Source organism: Enterococcus villorum, assembly GCF_007990225.1.
Taxonomy (GTDB): domain Bacteria; phylum Bacillota; class Bacilli; order Lactobacillales; family Enterococcaceae; genus Enterococcus_B; species Enterococcus_B villorum.
On sequence record NZ_BJWF01000018.1, the window covers coordinates 20,055 to 35,534 of the forward strand.

The 15,480-nt window shown below is 33.9% G+C and carries 12 protein-coding genes and 1 pseudogene; 2 read left to right on the plus strand and 11 right to left on the minus strand.

The genetic code is table 11. The features are described 5' to 3' along the window. Window positions 1–9 precede the first annotated feature (9 nt). The 7 genes and pseudogenes from EVI01_RS07890 to EVI01_RS07920 all read right to left on the minus strand — a co-directional run bounded on the left by EVI01_RS07890 (window position 10) and on the right by EVI01_RS07920 (window position 5,149). Window positions 10–778 (minus strand): annotated as a pseudogene (locus tag EVI01_RS07890) (tyrosine-protein phosphatase). Continuing rightward, window positions 778–1,500, minus strand: a complete 723-nt coding sequence (locus EVI01_RS07895) for a hypothetical protein (protein ID WP_244150174.1) — start codon at window positions 1,498–1,500, stop codon at window positions 778–780. The pseudogene EVI01_RS07890 and the gene EVI01_RS07895 overlap by 1 nt, the downstream one beginning before the upstream one ends. Before the next feature lie 148 nt (window positions 1,501–1,648). Beyond that, on the minus strand, window positions 1,649–2,332 hold the full coding sequence (locus EVI01_RS07900; RefSeq protein WP_010750629.1) for a class D sortase: 684 nt from the start codon (window positions 2,330–2,332) through the stop codon (window positions 1,649–1,651). Next, a complete protein-coding gene (locus EVI01_RS07905; protein ID WP_241546209.1) occupies window positions 2,325–2,903 on the minus strand; it encodes a cell wall protein in 579 nt (192 codons plus the stop codon). Before EVI01_RS07905 ends, EVI01_RS07900 begins: the two co-directional genes overlap by 8 nt. 226 nt (window positions 2,904–3,129) lie before the next feature. Further along, window positions 3,130–3,828: a CpsD/CapB family tyrosine-protein kinase gene (locus EVI01_RS07910; protein ID WP_010750631.1), complete on the minus strand. Its 699-nt coding sequence runs from the start codon at window positions 3,826–3,828 to the stop codon at window positions 3,130–3,132. Window positions 3,829–3,839: 11 nt separating this feature from the next. Then, window positions 3,840–4,544: a YveK family protein gene (locus EVI01_RS07915; protein ID WP_010750632.1), complete on the minus strand. Its 705-nt coding sequence runs from the start codon at window positions 4,542–4,544 to the stop codon at window positions 3,840–3,842. Between the two features lie 161 nt (window positions 4,545–4,705). After that, complete coding sequence (locus EVI01_RS07920; RefSeq protein ID WP_010750633.1) at window positions 4,706–5,149, minus strand: hypothetical protein; 444 nt, start codon at window positions 5,147–5,149, stop codon at window positions 4,706–4,708. Window positions 5,150–5,438: 289 nt separating this feature from the next. On the opposite strand from EVI01_RS07920, the gene EVI01_RS07925 reads away from it, so the two are divergent. Beyond that, window positions 5,439–6,875, plus strand: a complete 1,437-nt coding sequence (locus tag EVI01_RS07925) for a helix-turn-helix domain-containing protein (protein WP_010750634.1) — start codon at window positions 5,439–5,441, stop codon at window positions 6,873–6,875. Between the two features lie 195 nt (window positions 6,876–7,070). On the opposite strand, the gene EVI01_RS07930 is transcribed toward EVI01_RS07925, so the two are convergent. From EVI01_RS07930 to EVI01_RS14095, 4 genes are all read right to left on the minus strand, one after another. Next, on the minus strand, window positions 7,071–7,280 hold the full coding sequence (locus EVI01_RS07930) for a hypothetical protein (RefSeq protein WP_010750635.1): 210 nt from the start codon (window positions 7,278–7,280) through the stop codon (window positions 7,071–7,073). A 603-nt stretch (window positions 7,281–7,883) separates the two neighbouring features. Beyond that, window positions 7,884–9,785 carry an immunoglobulin-like domain-containing protein gene (locus EVI01_RS14085; protein ID WP_010750636.1) on the minus strand — a complete coding sequence of 634 codons (1,902 nt, stop codon included), beginning with the start codon at window positions 9,783–9,785 and terminating at the stop codon, window positions 7,884–7,886. Between the two features lie 168 nt (window positions 9,786–9,953). Beyond that, on the minus strand, window positions 9,954–10,139 hold the full coding sequence (locus EVI01_RS14090; protein WP_010750637.1) for a hypothetical protein: 186 nt from the start codon (window positions 10,137–10,139) through the stop codon (window positions 9,954–9,956). Between the two features lie 88 nt (window positions 10,140–10,227). Beyond that, window positions 10,228–11,184: a hypothetical protein gene (locus EVI01_RS14095; protein ID WP_010750638.1), complete on the minus strand. Its 957-nt coding sequence runs from the start codon at window positions 11,182–11,184 to the stop codon at window positions 10,228–10,230. 351 nt (window positions 11,185–11,535) lie between these two features. Between EVI01_RS14095 and EVI01_RS07950 the strand changes: the two genes are divergently transcribed. After that, on the plus strand, window positions 11,536–15,393 hold the full coding sequence (locus EVI01_RS07950; protein ID WP_010750639.1) for a putative mucin/carbohydrate-binding domain-containing protein: 3,858 nt from the start codon (window positions 11,536–11,538) through the stop codon (window positions 15,391–15,393). Window positions 15,394–15,480: the final 87 nt, after the last annotated feature.

A 15,480-nucleotide genomic window follows, 5' to 3' on the forward strand; every position in this document is an offset into this window, starting at 1 on the left:
TGGGTTTATTTAACCAAATAAATTAAACAAGTTATTTTTCACTTTTTGATAAGCTTGTCGTTCAATTTTATTTCCAGATAGAATATCCCTAGGCATCTTTTTTAATCTGAATACTTTTTCTTCGCCAAATTCTTTTTGAATCATGAAATAAGCTTCTTCTAAATAGAAATTTCTTTTTTCTAAGCTATGCGCATCTGAAGCAATCATTTGAATTAAGTTTGCTTGGAGCATTTTTTTTTGCTGTCTTTTGTATTTTCCGTCCAAATAACCCTACAATGCTCGGCGCTGTTCCTTGCGTGATGACACCCATTTCTAAAAACGGCAACAGTTTATTCGGATCATTGATAAACACCGTGTTTCTTTCAGGATGGACAATAATTGGTGTATAGCCTTGGGATACTAATTTAAAAAGAAGCTTTTCCGCATAAAGAGGAACATCAGTTGTTGGGAATTCAATCAAGAGAAAATTATTTCTTTTACCAAAACAAACAATTTCTTTCTTTTCAATTTCCTGGAGCAACGTACCCGTTAAACGATTTTCTTGTCCAACAAGTAATTTTAAGTCAATATTTCTTTTATCTAATTCGGACTGTAATGTTAAAACTTCTTTTTTAATTACCTCAGCTGGGTTAACAAAGCGTCCATTATTATGATGAGGTGTACACATCAAATGGGTAATCCCTTGACTTCGAGCTTTAGTGGCCATTTCAAGGCTTTGTTCTAAATTTTTGGGACCATCATCGATGCCAGGTAAAATATGACAATGTAAATCAATCATTACTTTCCCCTACCTTTATAAATAACGATCGCTCTTTTTCTTTCACTGAACACATATAAGATGCTTGCTATTCCTACAGAAATTAATCCGGTATAAATAAATGTCAGATCAAACGAAACTAGATACTGCCTTACAAAGCGATAAACACTTTCCGTTAAAATACCGATTCGTTCAATCACGCCACTAAAATAAAGCCATGTAGGAAATAGTAGAAACGTGGCACCGGTTCCTAAAAAGACATAAGCGGCAAAACGAAATTTTCTGTGTGTCCAATCAATTGTCTGGAGCAACAAAAAGAACAAGAGAATAAAAACCACGCTACTGCCGATGAGTAATCGATTCAAAACTGGCTTAAATTGCAAGACTTTGTTCACATAATTGACTAAATAGGGTATTTCTATCAAATTTTTGCTGGCAATGACGGAAGAATCAGCGATTTTATCGATAACTTGAGGATTACTCTGATCGATAGGAATATTTTTTTCTTGAATATAGTGATTTAAACGCTGATGGATTTTCTCTTTGATCTCTAGCTGTCCTTCTAAAGAAAAATTTTTCTTCCTATAAAGATTTTTGACATACTTTCCGATATTTTTTTCGACCCATTTAAAAGGAACAATATCAGCTAACTGATCAGCTGGAACATTACTCCCCCGACCAATATCTTGGATTTTTTCATTGATTTCTTGCTGAACAAGTTTGATATATTGAGGATCCTCCATTTGCCGACTCATAAAATTAGGGTTTACTAAGGTTATCCTGATACAACCAAGTGCCAACAAAACAAAACACGAAACGGAACATACATACGTTAAAAACAATCGTGCTGTCTTTTTTCCTAAACCTTTTCTCATGACCAAAATCCTTTATTTATTTATTTTCATTGATTTGGGGACCAGCATTTAATTTTGCTGTTACAAATAGTCGCTGATCAGTTAAGCCAATACTATCAATGGGATAACAGGTATAAAGTATGAGTTCAGATGTCTTTCTCTGACGAATTTCACGCATAATTTGTGCATCCTGCTTATTCGCTACTCTCGTTTCCTCAACTACATACTGATAACGTCCATAATTCGTTTGAACAGTTATTTTATCTTGCGGTTTGATATTAATTAATTTGCCGAATGAATCACTGTTATGACCGCCAATTAAGGTTGTTCCTAGCTCCCCTGGAAAAACAGAGCCCATGTATTGGCCTGCCCCATTTCTTAAAATGGTTGCCGAATCGCCAAAATACAATGAAGTCTTTAATTGAATCGTCGGGACATTAATCTCACCGTATAATTGTCCATAGCGAGGAAATTGAATCTTACTAGAAGCAAGTTCATTTCCGGTCTCAGAAACCAGTTGTTTCATCGGAATGGGTTCAATATTTTCTTTAAACGTAGGCGCTTTTGCTAACAACAATGTTTGAATGGAGGAGGTCACAAAATGGATCACTGGTTGACCAATCACATAAATCAACGAATAATTGAGTATTAAAAAGGCTAAAGCGATCAAACAACTACTGATCATTCTTTTTAATCGGCCTTTTTTTCGTTTTTTACTCACCTCGACGTGCCACCCAATATGCGCCACCTGCAAACATCAACACGGCAACAATCGCTACATAACTTGATGTATAATCAGCTCCTGTTTGTTTCACTTCTTCTTCCGTTGTATAAATCAGAGTTCCTGAAGCATCAACAACTGACACACCATCACGATAAAAAGTCACTCTTAAATTTAGAATTTCACCAATTTTTAAAACAATGTCTTTTAATTGTTCAATGACCGGACGTGGCAATGCTTTAATTAAGTTTTTTAAAGTATGAATCGATTGAACATCCACATTTTGAGAATTATCTAAGATTAATTGACGTGCTTCTCTTAAGTAGTTGGCTACTTTCAACGCATTTTCATCTGTTACTTGGTGTACTTTCAAATAATTTTCTGCTTTTGTTATATCTGTCTGATCAAAGTCATATTTTTTCCCTTTCACAGTGACGCAAGTATATAGTTCTGTTAAAATATCTCTTTCTGCTTTTGTAATCGCCCCTTGTGTTTCAGCATGAACCACCGTAGGCAATAGCAAACAGACTATTGAAACCAAGGTAACCCAAATCCCTTTAAATTTTTTCATGTTATCTCCGCCTTTCATTGATAAATCCTTTAACTAGGGTTGCTATGTCTTTTATTCTACGAATCCAAATTCTTTATTTTTTTTGTTTTTTTAGTTCTAAAAACGTTTACTTAAAAAAATAAAAAAATTCTTATTTTTATTCCATAAAAATAACTACAGAAAGTCCTTTTAAAAAGAATTTTCTGTAGTTATTTTTTAAATACATTTATTTATATGCTGTCCGATTTTATGAACCATAGTAATAATATCCTTGGTTCTCATCTTCTTTAGAAGCGTTATAAACCACACCTAAAACATTCGCATTCACTAACTCAAGTAAATGTTTTGCTGTCTGGAAATTGGTTTTCTTCGTTAGCTTTTCACTGACTACCATGACCGTTGCATCCACTTTCGAAGCTAATATTTGCGCATCTGTCACAGCAGTCAATGGTGGTGTATCAAATAAAATGATGTCATAACTGATTTTCAATTCATTGATCACCTCTTCTAAGCGTTTTGATCCCAACAATTCTGCTGGATTAGGTGGCTTAGGCCCACTTGTCATAACAAAGAGATTTTTTTCTAAACTTTCTTGGATACATTCTTCTGCGTGAATATTCGTACCTAATAATGTACTTAGACCGACTTGTTTTTCTAAAGAAAAGATTTTATCTAATGTCGGCTTACGCATATCAGCATCGATAATTAACACCTTTTGTCCAAAATTTGCATAAACGACTGCTAGATTTGCTGTGGTGGTTGATTTTCCTTCACCAACACCAGGTGAAGTGACAACTAATGTGTGTAATTTTTCCCCGTAAGGAAAACTGTATTGGATATTGGTACGAATCGTCCGATAGCGTTCTGTAATTGGCGAAGTTTTATCACTAATTGTAATTAAGTTTTTTCTGATACTCGCATTTCTTGCTCTTCTTGTTTTTCTCATTTCTGACACCCTTATTTTCTTCGGTTTGTTTTCTTCTCTTTAGCATCCATATAGGGAATACTCCCTAAAACGACCGTCTCAAACTCATTTTTGATCGTCTCACTGTCACTAATGGTGCGGTCCATAAACTCTAAAATCAATAGCAACATCAAACCAATAAACAACCCAATAATAAGACCTTTTGCTAAAACTATTTTTTTATGAGGTTCTGTTGGTGTATCACTGAGTGTCGCTTTAGAAATAATAGAAATACGATCCACATTCAGCAATTTTTTTGCGTTTTTCTGGAATTTTTCAGCAGTTATATTGGCAATGTATTGCGCTAATTTAGGATCCGGATCGGTCGCAACAATCGAAAACATCTGAGAATTTTCCTTTTGTTTAATACTTATAAGGTTCCGCAGTTGTGCAACCGAAAGATGAACACCAAAATTTTTCTGTAAGTCTTGTGAGACTTCATTCATGATTAAATCACCCGTAATAATATCTTTGTATGTCGTGATCATTTGTAAGTTGCTGTTCACATCATTGATATCGGTTGTTTCATTTTTAGGTAGAGTCACAATCAATTGTGCTTGTGACTCATATTTTGGAATTAAAACAAATGCGATTAAACACATTGATACTACTAATCCCAATAAAGCTGAAATGACAATAACAAATTTTCTCTTTTTTATGATACGCCAAAATTTTTCTATGTTTACTGTTTGCTCCATCCTTATCTCTGATTCTCCCTAAAATAAAATTATTAAAAAGGTAACACTGTCTAATCATTTGTATTAGCTTTTTGTTGAAAACTTGCAGACCAGCTTCCATGGATTTATCCTGTTTTTTACTCAGTCTCTCCATATGCTATGTCATTCATAAACAGCATTTTTTAATCTACCTTGCTGAAATTATTTTTTTCAATATCGATCACATATTTGATTACGGTATATTTATTGAATGAATCAGGTTTTTCAAAGGACAAAATCAAATCAAAATCTGATTCTTTTCCTTCATAACTGTACTTCCCATAAATTTCTTTTACATTCTTATATTCTTTATCTTTTTCTTTTACTGTTTTTAAATCAGCTGTTGATAAAGTTTCTTTGATAAATTTTAATTTCGTTTGTTCAAATTTATTGCGTTGAGCAATGGTTTTTTCCGCAATTTTTGTTAATTGTTTTAACTGCATCTCTTGCTTATCGGCCCAAGTGACTTCACTACTTGTTTGAGTAGGTTTATTCGTCGATTCAGTTGTTGGCTTACTCGTTGATTTTCCTGCCGAACATCCTGCCAAAGCCAAAATCATCATACTTAGTAACATTATTTTTTTCATCTGTTCATCTCTCCTTATACATCTTCCTTATGTTTGACAATTTCATTAATAAATAAAAAATTACTTAGCTCTAATTAGTATAGTATTTTTCAACATAATACTTTCCTGTTTTTTTTTATAGAACCAAGCGCAAAAAAAATAATAAAAAAAATCTAAATAAAAATTATTTATAGAATAACTATGGTTGTCTTTATCTACGTTTTGAATAACCAAATAAAGGGTTTCTCACTGCATGCGAAATAACTTTTGTAAGATAAAGATAGCTAGACCTTGTTTAGGAGAAGTTATAATGATTGAAGACTATATAGAAAAAGATATTATTAGAAAAGTAAAATTAGTTGAATTTTTATTTGAGTTAAAGGAGCTTAATGTCAGTGAAGCAGCAGAAAGGTTGGGGGTGACGTTTAATACCATCAAAGCTGATTTTCAAAAATTAGTGATTCGGTTAGAAGAAGATATCGACTATTATAAAATGACAAGTAGCCATCTTTTGATTTTCTTCAAACCCAATATTCGGCGGTATGATTTAATCAAACAAATCTATCAAGATTCTAATTTTTTAAGAGTTTGTTCTCGTTATATTATGGGAGAAAATGATTACTTGACACTTGTAGATGAAGAATTTTTATCAGTCACGAAAGTATTCAAAATAAAAAAAGATGTGGAAAATTATTTTTCAGAGGCACTGTCGCCACTTACAGAAATCCCAGAAAACTCCCATGAACTACAACAACGTTTCTTGATCCTTTCGATTTGGATGCGTTGTGATTATTTAGATACACAAATCGATGCTGAAATCATGACGAAGTCTGAAAAATACGCAGATAAAATACTCCATATTTTAGCAAATCGCTTAAATAAAACGCAATATACCTTCTTTAAATTAGCCATTTATCTTTCATTGTCCCGTCAAAAAAGTGATCCTGTATTCTTCCCTGAAGAGACGATGGCGATGTTAAGAAATGGCATTATTTTTAATATGTTCAGAGAGATATTTATCGAACATGACGAAGAACTTTCAGATGAAGAAATTGCTTATCTAACTATTATTTATCGGACACTTCCTTATAACTCCCCTAACTATTTTATGTTGGAGATTGATTACCATTATGTGAGAAATCGCCTGATAACAAAATTTAAAGAAATTGATTTACTCATTGAAATGTTCGAAAAAGAATTTAGCGTTCACTTATTCGGAAATATCTTATTTGAAGTTCCTCTATTTAACTTGTTATATACCTGCGCCTTAAATATTGGCAATTTTTTAGTCACAAAGCATATTTTCTTAAGTGATGAACAACGTTTAGTGTTAAATAGAGTCAAGCTTATTTTAAAAAAATGGACAGAAGAACTAGATACACCAATCAATAATATTCCTTACTTCCATCTACAAGAATTTTGTCAGTTGACTTTTTTTATCTTAACAAATGGCAATTTAAGTAAAACTGGGGTGGTGATTGTTGCAGAAAATGAAACTTCTCATATTGCTTTTCGAAATTCCTTAGAAAAAAGAATGTCCACTAGTGACCTATTAATTGATACAACGCTTTACTATTCACTAGATGATGTCCCTGAATACATTCGCAAATCAGATCAACTCATCATCTGTGAGCGCACACTTTTAAATAAAGAGAATTTTAATAACGAAAATATTTTTTCTATTTCCTTAAATTCCTTATCGACTGATATCAAAAAAATTGCGACTTGTATCATGAATTTGGACTGAACATTCCTCCTTAAATTTGAAAGAATTAGCAAACGAGTAACTTCTTCATTGTTTGCTAATTCTTTGCTTTTTTATTAAAAAAGAGGATGGATCATTTGAAAACATATCAGAAGCTTGGCAGTTAAAAACTTTATCATCAATATTACTTTTGCTTCCCACTCAGAACGAACAAACTGCCCTAGCGAAAGATTGCTTTCAAATCTCTATCTCTAGTGGCTGGAGGGGTGTATCCACCTCTTCTTCAATCATATAGCCTTGTTCTTTTAATACTTTCTTTGTCACGACATAATGTTTGACATCCGCTTCTACAATCACCACATTTGTTAAAATGTTTGTAACTGTTCCTACCACATATTCTTCAGATACGGCAGGTGCAGAAACCGTGATTCCAATTTCTAATTTCATAGTCATTTCTCCTAACTTTCTAAAAATTACTTACGGATATAATTATAAAAATCTGACCCTATATTTTTTTACAATTATTTTGGCAAAAAACTCCTTCTAATTCACTAAAAAAGGAAGAATAATTAACTAAAAGCTAAGGATACTTATAAAACTGACCTCAAGATTTAGCCATTACAGGAAGACGAAAGATCGTACTAAAAGCAAGGATCCTTAAATAGTATATTACCAAACGATTTATTTTCTTTTTTCTATCTATTGAACCAAATACGTCTTTTTTTATTAATTAAATCAAGTCAGCAACTCTTCTTTTATTTTTGAAAACCTCTTTTAATGTAACGATATTTACTTATCATTTCTTTTACAATCCTCTCTAATATGGAATTTTTTTGCTAAGCTATTCAGCCATCCATTATTTTCACTTACTATAACAGCCACTAATGTATTTCCATTATTTTTTATATATAAAACAAATAAATTAAAAATAATAAATAAATAGAACCTATTTTTCCTTTTATTAACCGGACACTATTGAATGATAAAAAAATACTCAAAGTAATCATTAGTGATTACTCTGAGCATTCATTTTTTAAGATAAGCGCAAACTTATTTTACTGGCACTTCTACAGAAACCAATTGCTTGCCATCAAAACTTAAGCTTTCAATCGTGAAAGTTTTAGCTGATGCAGGAATTTTATTGCCGATATAAACTTCAAATTGATTGTCAGCTTTTAATTTGAATCCTGGTTTATATTCTTTACCAGCAACCGTTAATTTGAAGGAACGAATATCCCCTTTGTATGTGCCAGTTAAATATTCATTAGGAACCAATTCTGGTTGAGAAACAGTCACTGCTTGACTAACCAAAACATTTCCCGCTTTATCTATTCCTTCTAATTTTACTGATTTTGAAGCTGTAGTGATTTTATTACCGATATAGACTTCAAATTTATTGCCTTCAGTCATTTTAAAGCCTGGCATGCTTTCTTTACCATCGACGACTAATTTGAATTTTTTAATTGCTTCGCCTTTAAAAGTTCCAGTCATGTATTCATTACCACGAACAAATTCATCAATCGCTAAAGTTGGTGATACCACTGTTACTTCTTTTGTCACTAAAGCTTGCCCTGATTTGTCTAAGCCAATTAAAGTAAAGTTCTTTGTTCCTACTGGTACTTTGTTTCCAACATAGACTTCAAATTTATTGCCTTCAGTGATTTTGAATCCTGGGAAAGCTTCTTGACCATTGACTACTAATTTAAATTTCTTAATGGCGTTACCAGTAAAAGTACCTGTCACATATTCATTTCCCAAGATATATTCATCTGTTTGTAATTCAGGTGATTGAACCGTTACTTCTTGTGAAACAATTTCTTGACCATTTTTATCTAATCCCACGACTGTCACGGTATTTACGTTTGCAGGTACTTTATTCCCAACGTAAATCTCAAATTTATTGTCAGCAGTTAGTTTAAAGCCTGGCATGCTTTCTTTACCATTCACAATTAATTTGAATTTTTTAACACCTTGACCATCGATTGTTCCAGTCAAGTACTCATTGCCACGAGTGTATTCATCAAAGTTGAACTGAGGTCTTTCAATCGTAACATTTTGTTCTGCAATTGTTTTCCCTGTTTTATCTAAGGCTTCTAATTTTACCACTTTTGAGCTACCAGTAATTTTACTTCCGATATAGACTTCAAATTTTCCATTGGCTAATTTAAAGCCTGGTTCATATACTTTGCCATCAACAGTTAAGCGTAATTTCTTAATACTGTTGCCTTCATAAGAACCTGTCATATATTCACTACCTAATGTAAATTTATCGACAGACAATGAAGGAGCTTGGACTTGGACTGTTTGAGAAGCAACTTGAGTACCAGCTGGGTTAAAGGCTTTTAAAGTAAACTCTTTTGTTCCTTCAGGCACACGATTTCCTACATAAACTTCAAGTTTTCCGTTCACTAATTTAAAGCCTGGTTCATAGGTTTGGCCATTGACAATCAATTGGAATTTCTTGATGTTTCCAGTAATCGTACCAGTGACATATTCATCCCCAGAGACATAAGGGTTAAGCGTTAATTTTTGTTGATTTTTTGCTTCTAACGCTTCTTGGGCTTGTTGAATCTTCGCTAATAATGCTGTTTTTGTGTCGCCGTCTTTTAATGCTTCTACTTTGGCTTTCGCTGCATTGATTTGTTCTTGCGTATTCTCTGGTTTTGGTGTATCTCCATTAAATAAGGCATTCACAGCATCTGTTGCCGCTTGTACTTTTGCTGCTTCTTCTGCGTTAGTTGCATCTAATGCTTGTTGTGCAGTCGTGATTTTTGCTAGCAATGCTGTTTTTTCTGGACCATCCAATAGACCATTTACTTGATTTTTTGCTTGATTAATTTGTTCTTGAGTATTGGTTGGCTTCGGTGTTTCTCCATTGAATAAAGCATCTACTGCATTTTTTACGCCGTCATAACTTGAGGATTGTAAAATCCATTGGTTTTTCTCATTCATCTTGAAGGTATATGATTTACTTACGGTATTTGATAGTTGAACATTACCATTAACAGCTAATGGTGCTTCATTAGTTGTTATTATTAGAGAATCTCCAAAGACCGGACGATCACCGGAGTTGTTATCTAAGGAAGTGATTTTATCTTGGTAAGTTCCTCCTTTATATTCTTAATTAATTAAGTTTTTATACGTACCATACATTGGATGGGTGATTTGAATTTTTCCGATTGTTGCATTGCCTGGGACCGTTCCAGCAAACGTTCGTACATAAGTTGCGTCAGGATTTGAATCAATTTGCGCAACAACTTGACCTGTGGAAGACTTAAGTTGGATTTCTTGTAACATTGCTGCCATTGTGTTTAGTTGATTTTGTAATGCTTGTTTTTTCTGATTAATGATTGGATTACTACTTGGTAACGCAGTAATTCTTTGTTGAATTGAATCAAATACACTTTGCGTTGCTATTTAAGCCTCCCCTTCCACCTCGATAGTACAAAGAGTTTAGATCAATCTGTATTTGATCCGCTGTATTTGCCACTAAATCGCTTGCTGCTTGCAAATTTGGCTCAATGTAATCTGTCCAATAGCCAGAATCTTGTGGGACGATTTGTTGCAAACTATGTCTAATTAGGTCAATCCCCTGTTGCGTCACGCCATTTTGTAAAGAGCCATCTGTTTTAAATAACGCTGACATATAGCCATTGATTTCCTCCGCATGCTCTAACAAACTTTGAGGAGCATTGGATGAAGCACTAATCCCAATGGTACTACCAGCTACTTCTGGACCGTAGCCTGTCCAAGTTACCTTACAATTTGTTGTATCTGCATTGGCTGTAAATGTAATAGTAGTTGTATAGTTTCTAACAAATATAGTAGGAGTGTCCGTATCAACGTAAGAATTTTCGACTTTTACATCTTTTGCACTAACATTAAAATTAATTGGATCGTATGAACGTGTTGCATATGTTAAAACAACTTTATACTGAGCGCCTATGATTGTAGGCCATTTCACTGTATAGCCACTTTTAAAAGGGCCGTTGGTACTAGGAAAATTATTCCAGCTATATTGCAAAGCATCAGTTGTTTCTGTTGCTTTTGCTGTTTTGGTGTTTTCCTTTGCTGATGCAGAGGATGAAGAGGAAGTCCCTTCTGATCCTTCGTTCTTTGCAACTGAAGATTCTGTTGTGACTGTCGGTGTCTCTTTAGCAACTGATGAAGCAGTTTGCGCTGTCTTATTTGTTGTATCCGTTGTTTCTGTTTTTTCTTTGTCAATTGCTTCTTGCGCATAGGTTAATGAGGGACCTGCGACACTTGATAGAAGAATCAAACCAGCTGCTGAAGCAGATAATAATTGTTTTCTAACTTTTTTTGCTTTTGATAGATTTTTTTTCTTTCCCATTTTAATTAAAACCTCCTAATGAATTTCTTTAACAATAATTTTTATTGTTTAAAAAAATTATAGGTGATGGATAAAAAATTTTTTTCTTGTTTTTTTAAAACAACGATTGATTAAATAAAAAAAATAAAAAACAGCTGTAACTTTCCTTTCAAAGTTATTTTATTAATAAGGAAGCTTAATTTTATTTTGGCATTTTTTGTAGATAATCATCCCTCGAGGAACTTACCTATTTTCGTTAAAATCAACTAGCCTTCTTTTTTTTGAAATAGAAAAAAAAATAATTCTTCTCCCACATAATATGCTTAGTTCTCGAATAGCTATTCATATCAATAGGAGGAAGGAAGAAATACAATGAAAAAGAAAATGATCGTTACTTCGGCTACCGGAATCATGTTATTCTCAAATTTACTTGCGCCAAGTGTGCAAGTATTAGCCGCTCAAGAAAGTCAGTCACCTACCAATGCACAAGTGACTCCTAAAACCACTACCCAAAGTTTTACTTTAAAAGGATATTATGATCGACCTTTTGCTAAAATTGATGTTGCAAAAAGTAATTTCCGTTTACAAACCTATGCAATCCAGCCTCACTCAAGGTTTTATAGCCAAGTTTATGCAAGTATCAAAATCACACGTAGAAGACAGACAGTTTTCTCAAAAGATTTTGTTGGTGAAGAGTCTTTAAGCGCCACACAAAAAGACATTGTGCTAGAAGAGGGCGACATTGTGAAAATTACCCATCGTGAGGCAAACGATACTCGCTTTGTGGCTTCTGATAGCTCTTTGAAAGGTAATACTTCTGGTCATTATACTTATGTCGTCAAAAATGGACAGTTAAGCAATATCACTGAGCAATTGGCAGAAGCGACAAAAGCAGTCAATGATTTATATACTGGCGACACACCTAAACTAGGCATTACCCAAGCACAAGCAGATGCCGCTGCCGATAAATTAAACGCACTGCCTGATTATTTAACTGAAAAGGATGAACTATGGACGAAACTAGAAAAAGCCTATAACGCTGTCAGTGATCAAGCACAAGGTTTTACCTTAAAAGGTTACTATGATCGTGTATTTGCTCAAATCAGTGTAGCTAAAAATAATTTCCATTTGCAAACACTCGCATTACAGCCACATTCAAGGTTTTATAGTGAAGTTTACGCAAGTATCAAAATCACACGTGGCGATCAAACGATTTTTTCAAAAGACTTTGTAGGTGAACAACCGTTAGCTGCTGAACAAAAAGATATTCCTTTACAAAACGGTGATATGGTTACAATCACTCATCGTGAAGCAAATGATACTCGTTTTGCTGTGACTGACAAAACCTTAAAAAATGATACTTCCGGTCAGTACACCTATGTTGTAGAAAACGGAACGCTAAAATTAGACCCTGTGACCTTGCAAGTAAAGGAAGCATCAAAAGCGATTGATGCTTTATTTATCGGGAATACACCAAAACTGGGGGTTACCAAAGAACAAGCAGATGCTGTCGCTGACAAATTAAATGCCCTTCCTAATTTCCATCCAGAATTAGATAAATTATGGAACAAGCTAGAAAAAGTCTATAACGCTATCAGTGTTCAAGAACAAACACAAGGATTTATCTTAAAAGGTTACAATAATACAACCTTTGCTCAAATCAATGTCGTGAAAAATAGCCTACACTTACAAACACTTGCTGTACAACCACATTGGGGTTTTTATAGTGAAGTCTATGCTAGTTTACAAGTAAAACGGGGAGCACAAGTAGTTTATAAAAAAGACTTTATTGGCAACCAAACCTTGACTGCCGAACAAAAAGATATTTCTTTAAAAAATGGAGATATTGTCACAATCACTCATCGTGAAGCAAATGACACTCGTTTTGTTGTGACAAACCCAGCTTTGAAAGGCAACACTTCTGGTCATTATACCTATGTCGTGAAAAATGGACAGTTAGACAATTTAACTAGTCTAATTACTGAAGCTACCACTGCTGTAAACAACTTATTTAATGGAAACACACCAAAACCTGAAAATACGCAAGAACAATTAGACGCCGCTTTAGAAAAGATCCAAGCTTTACCTAGTGACTTATCAGAGCGTAGTGCTTTGCAGAAAAAATATGATCAAGCGTATCTTGCATTAAACACCTATAAAAAAATCATGTTTACTAGCCCTTACCCAGGAAACACCGCAGCTGCTGGTATCCGTATGGGAGAAGACCATGATCGTCAAGATTTAGGTATTCAATTAGCAAAAGGCGCAAAAATCACAATTAGACAAACCAACCCAAAATTCACAGCTCAAATGACTTTGCGTTTATTAACAAATAACTCAAAAACAGAATCATCCGTTAATTTTACGACGAATAACGTGACACTAACTGCCAAGGATTTAGCCGTGCCATTTGTTTACACACCTTATCATCAAGCAAATGGAGAAAAACCAAAATTGGAATTTTCTATTGAAGGACAAAAACTTCTATTGCCAGTATTTAGTAAAAATGCGGATGTGACGGCCTTCAAAGATACTTGGAATCAAACAAAAGGCTATGCACTAATTAAAGGAAAAAGATTCCAAACCTTCTTACCAGAACAAAACCGTAACCAAACATTAAAAGTTGATCTTAATCAACTAATTGATAAATATGATAACAATATTATTGGATTCTACAACGAATTAATTGGCTTATCCGACAATGATCCAAATCCATTAAATCGTGCTTCTGAGCGCAGATACTTCTACAAAGCAGATGCTTCAGGACCTGGTGCACTTTATTACGGAGGACTTTGGTCCGCTCAAACAAGTACTTCAGCAGATGCTTGGTTAGGTGATGGCTGGGGTGTTCTTCATGAAACTGGACATGGTTATCAAGGTAGCTTTATGAATAAAGGCATGGATGTCGGTGAAGTATGGAATAACTTATATGGTGTCATCTACAACTACAAACATATGGGGAAAGCCGCTGCGGATAAAAATTCTTGGCTTTATGATTATGGACACAAACAAACACTTGAAAACGCCTTAAGAAATATCATCAATAGCAATGATCCAAAATTTAATAGTCAAGATGTAAGGAAAAAATTAATTATTCTTTCAAATATCGTTGATAAAGCTGGAAATGAAGGTTTCAAAAACTTCTATACAAGTTATCGAAAATTTGCGAATGAGCCAGGATTTAATGCGAATAACTATCTATTACCAGATTTAATTACTACAGAAATGGGAGCACCGAAGAAAGTTGATTTCTCAGCTGTCTTAAATGCTTGGGGCTTAACGGTATCAGATAAAGCAAAACAAACAGCTAAAGAAAATGATTCTCAACAAGTGGCTCATTTAGCTCAAGTCGTACCTGATAATCGATTAGATGAAGCAATTCAACAATTAACACAAAACAATCGTCTAAGTTCTGTTTTATCTTTAGTCACAAACGAGGAATTAAAACCATTGAATCTAAAAAGTAACGTGACATTAAACTTCAAAGATGGCGAACTATCTGAAGGAATGAAACTACGTATTTTAGATGGCAAAAAACTTTATAAAGAAGTTACTTTAGGGAAAAATCCTGTAACAATTAAGGATATGCCAAATGGTGTATACGCATTAGAACTAGAAACAAACACTGGCTATATTCAAAAACCATATCTCTTTGTAAAAAATAGCGGAACGATGACAATTTCCTTAAACAATTATCTGAAAGAAGCGACAGAAGCTGTGAATCAGCTATTCCAAGAAAACGATAAGCAAAAGATTAAGACAAATCTTATGCAAAAAGACATTGATCAAGTAAAGAAAAAAATCAACGCAGCACCAGACAGTAGTCAAAAACAAGCACTATTGGCTAAACTTGACGATGCCTTTAATCAACTACAAGAGTTCACTTTCCGTGGATTAGGAAATTCACATTTTGCTTCATTTAATGTTGCAAGTGGTGTCGCTACTGTTCGGACAATCGCCAATACTCCACATAGTTATTTCACCGATCGCTATGCCAGCATTACGATTGCACGTAACAGTAAAACCATTTATCAAAAAGAATATATTGGTGATCGTCACTACGATGCTAAAACTGACACGATTGAATTAAAAGAAGGCGATTTAGTCACTATTACGCATCGTGAAGCCAATAATACCCGTTTAGCAATTAACCATGCAAACTTAAAAAATAATACAAACGGCACTTACCGCTATGATGTAAAAAATGGTCAATTGGTTCTAAGAAAATAACTCGTTCATTTGAAAATTTTACTCACTAAGTAAGAGGCCGGGACAAAAGTATTTCGCTCCGAGAAATAAGTTTTTTGTCCCAGCCTC

Bases quoted from the DNA above. Each gene is read 5' to 3' on its own strand.
- EVI01_RS07920 (WP_010750633.1), bottom strand. From the start codon at position 5,149: ATGAAAAAAATAATGTTACTAAGTATGATGATTTTGGCTTTGGCAGGA.
- EVI01_RS07915 (WP_010750632.1), bottom strand. From the start codon at position 4,544: ATGGAGCAAACAGTAAACATAGAAAAATTTTGGCGTATCATAAAAAAG.
- EVI01_RS14085 (WP_010750636.1), bottom strand. From the start codon at position 9,785: ATGAATGAGAAAAACCAATGGATTTTACAATCCTCAAGTTATGACGGC.
- EVI01_RS07895 (WP_244150174.1), bottom strand. From the start codon at position 1,500: ATGGAGGATCCTCAATATATCAAACTTGTTCAGCAAGAAATCAATGAA.
- EVI01_RS07925 (WP_010750634.1), top strand. From the start codon at position 5,439: ATGATTGAAGACTATATAGAAAAAGATATTATTAGAAAAGTAAAATTA.
- EVI01_RS07930 (WP_010750635.1), bottom strand. From the start codon at position 7,280: ATGAAATTAGAAATTGGAATCACGGTTTCTGCACCTGCCGTATCTGAA.
- EVI01_RS14090 (WP_010750637.1), bottom strand. From the start codon at position 10,139: ATGGCAGCAATGTTACAAGAAATCCAACTTAAGTCTTCCACAGGTCAA.
- EVI01_RS07905 (WP_241546209.1), bottom strand. From the start codon at position 2,903: ATGAAAAAATTTAAAGGGATTTGGGTTACCTTGGTTTCAATAGTCTGT.
- EVI01_RS14095 (WP_010750638.1), bottom strand. From the start codon at position 11,184: ATGGGAAAGAAAAAAAATCTATCAAAAGCAAAAAAAGTTAGAAAACAA.
- EVI01_RS07950 (WP_010750639.1), top strand. From the start codon at position 11,536: ATGAAAAAGAAAATGATCGTTACTTCGGCTACCGGAATCATGTTATTC.
- EVI01_RS07910 (WP_010750631.1), bottom strand. From the start codon at position 3,828: ATGAGAAAAACAAGAAGAGCAAGAAATGCGAGTATCAGAAAAAACTTA.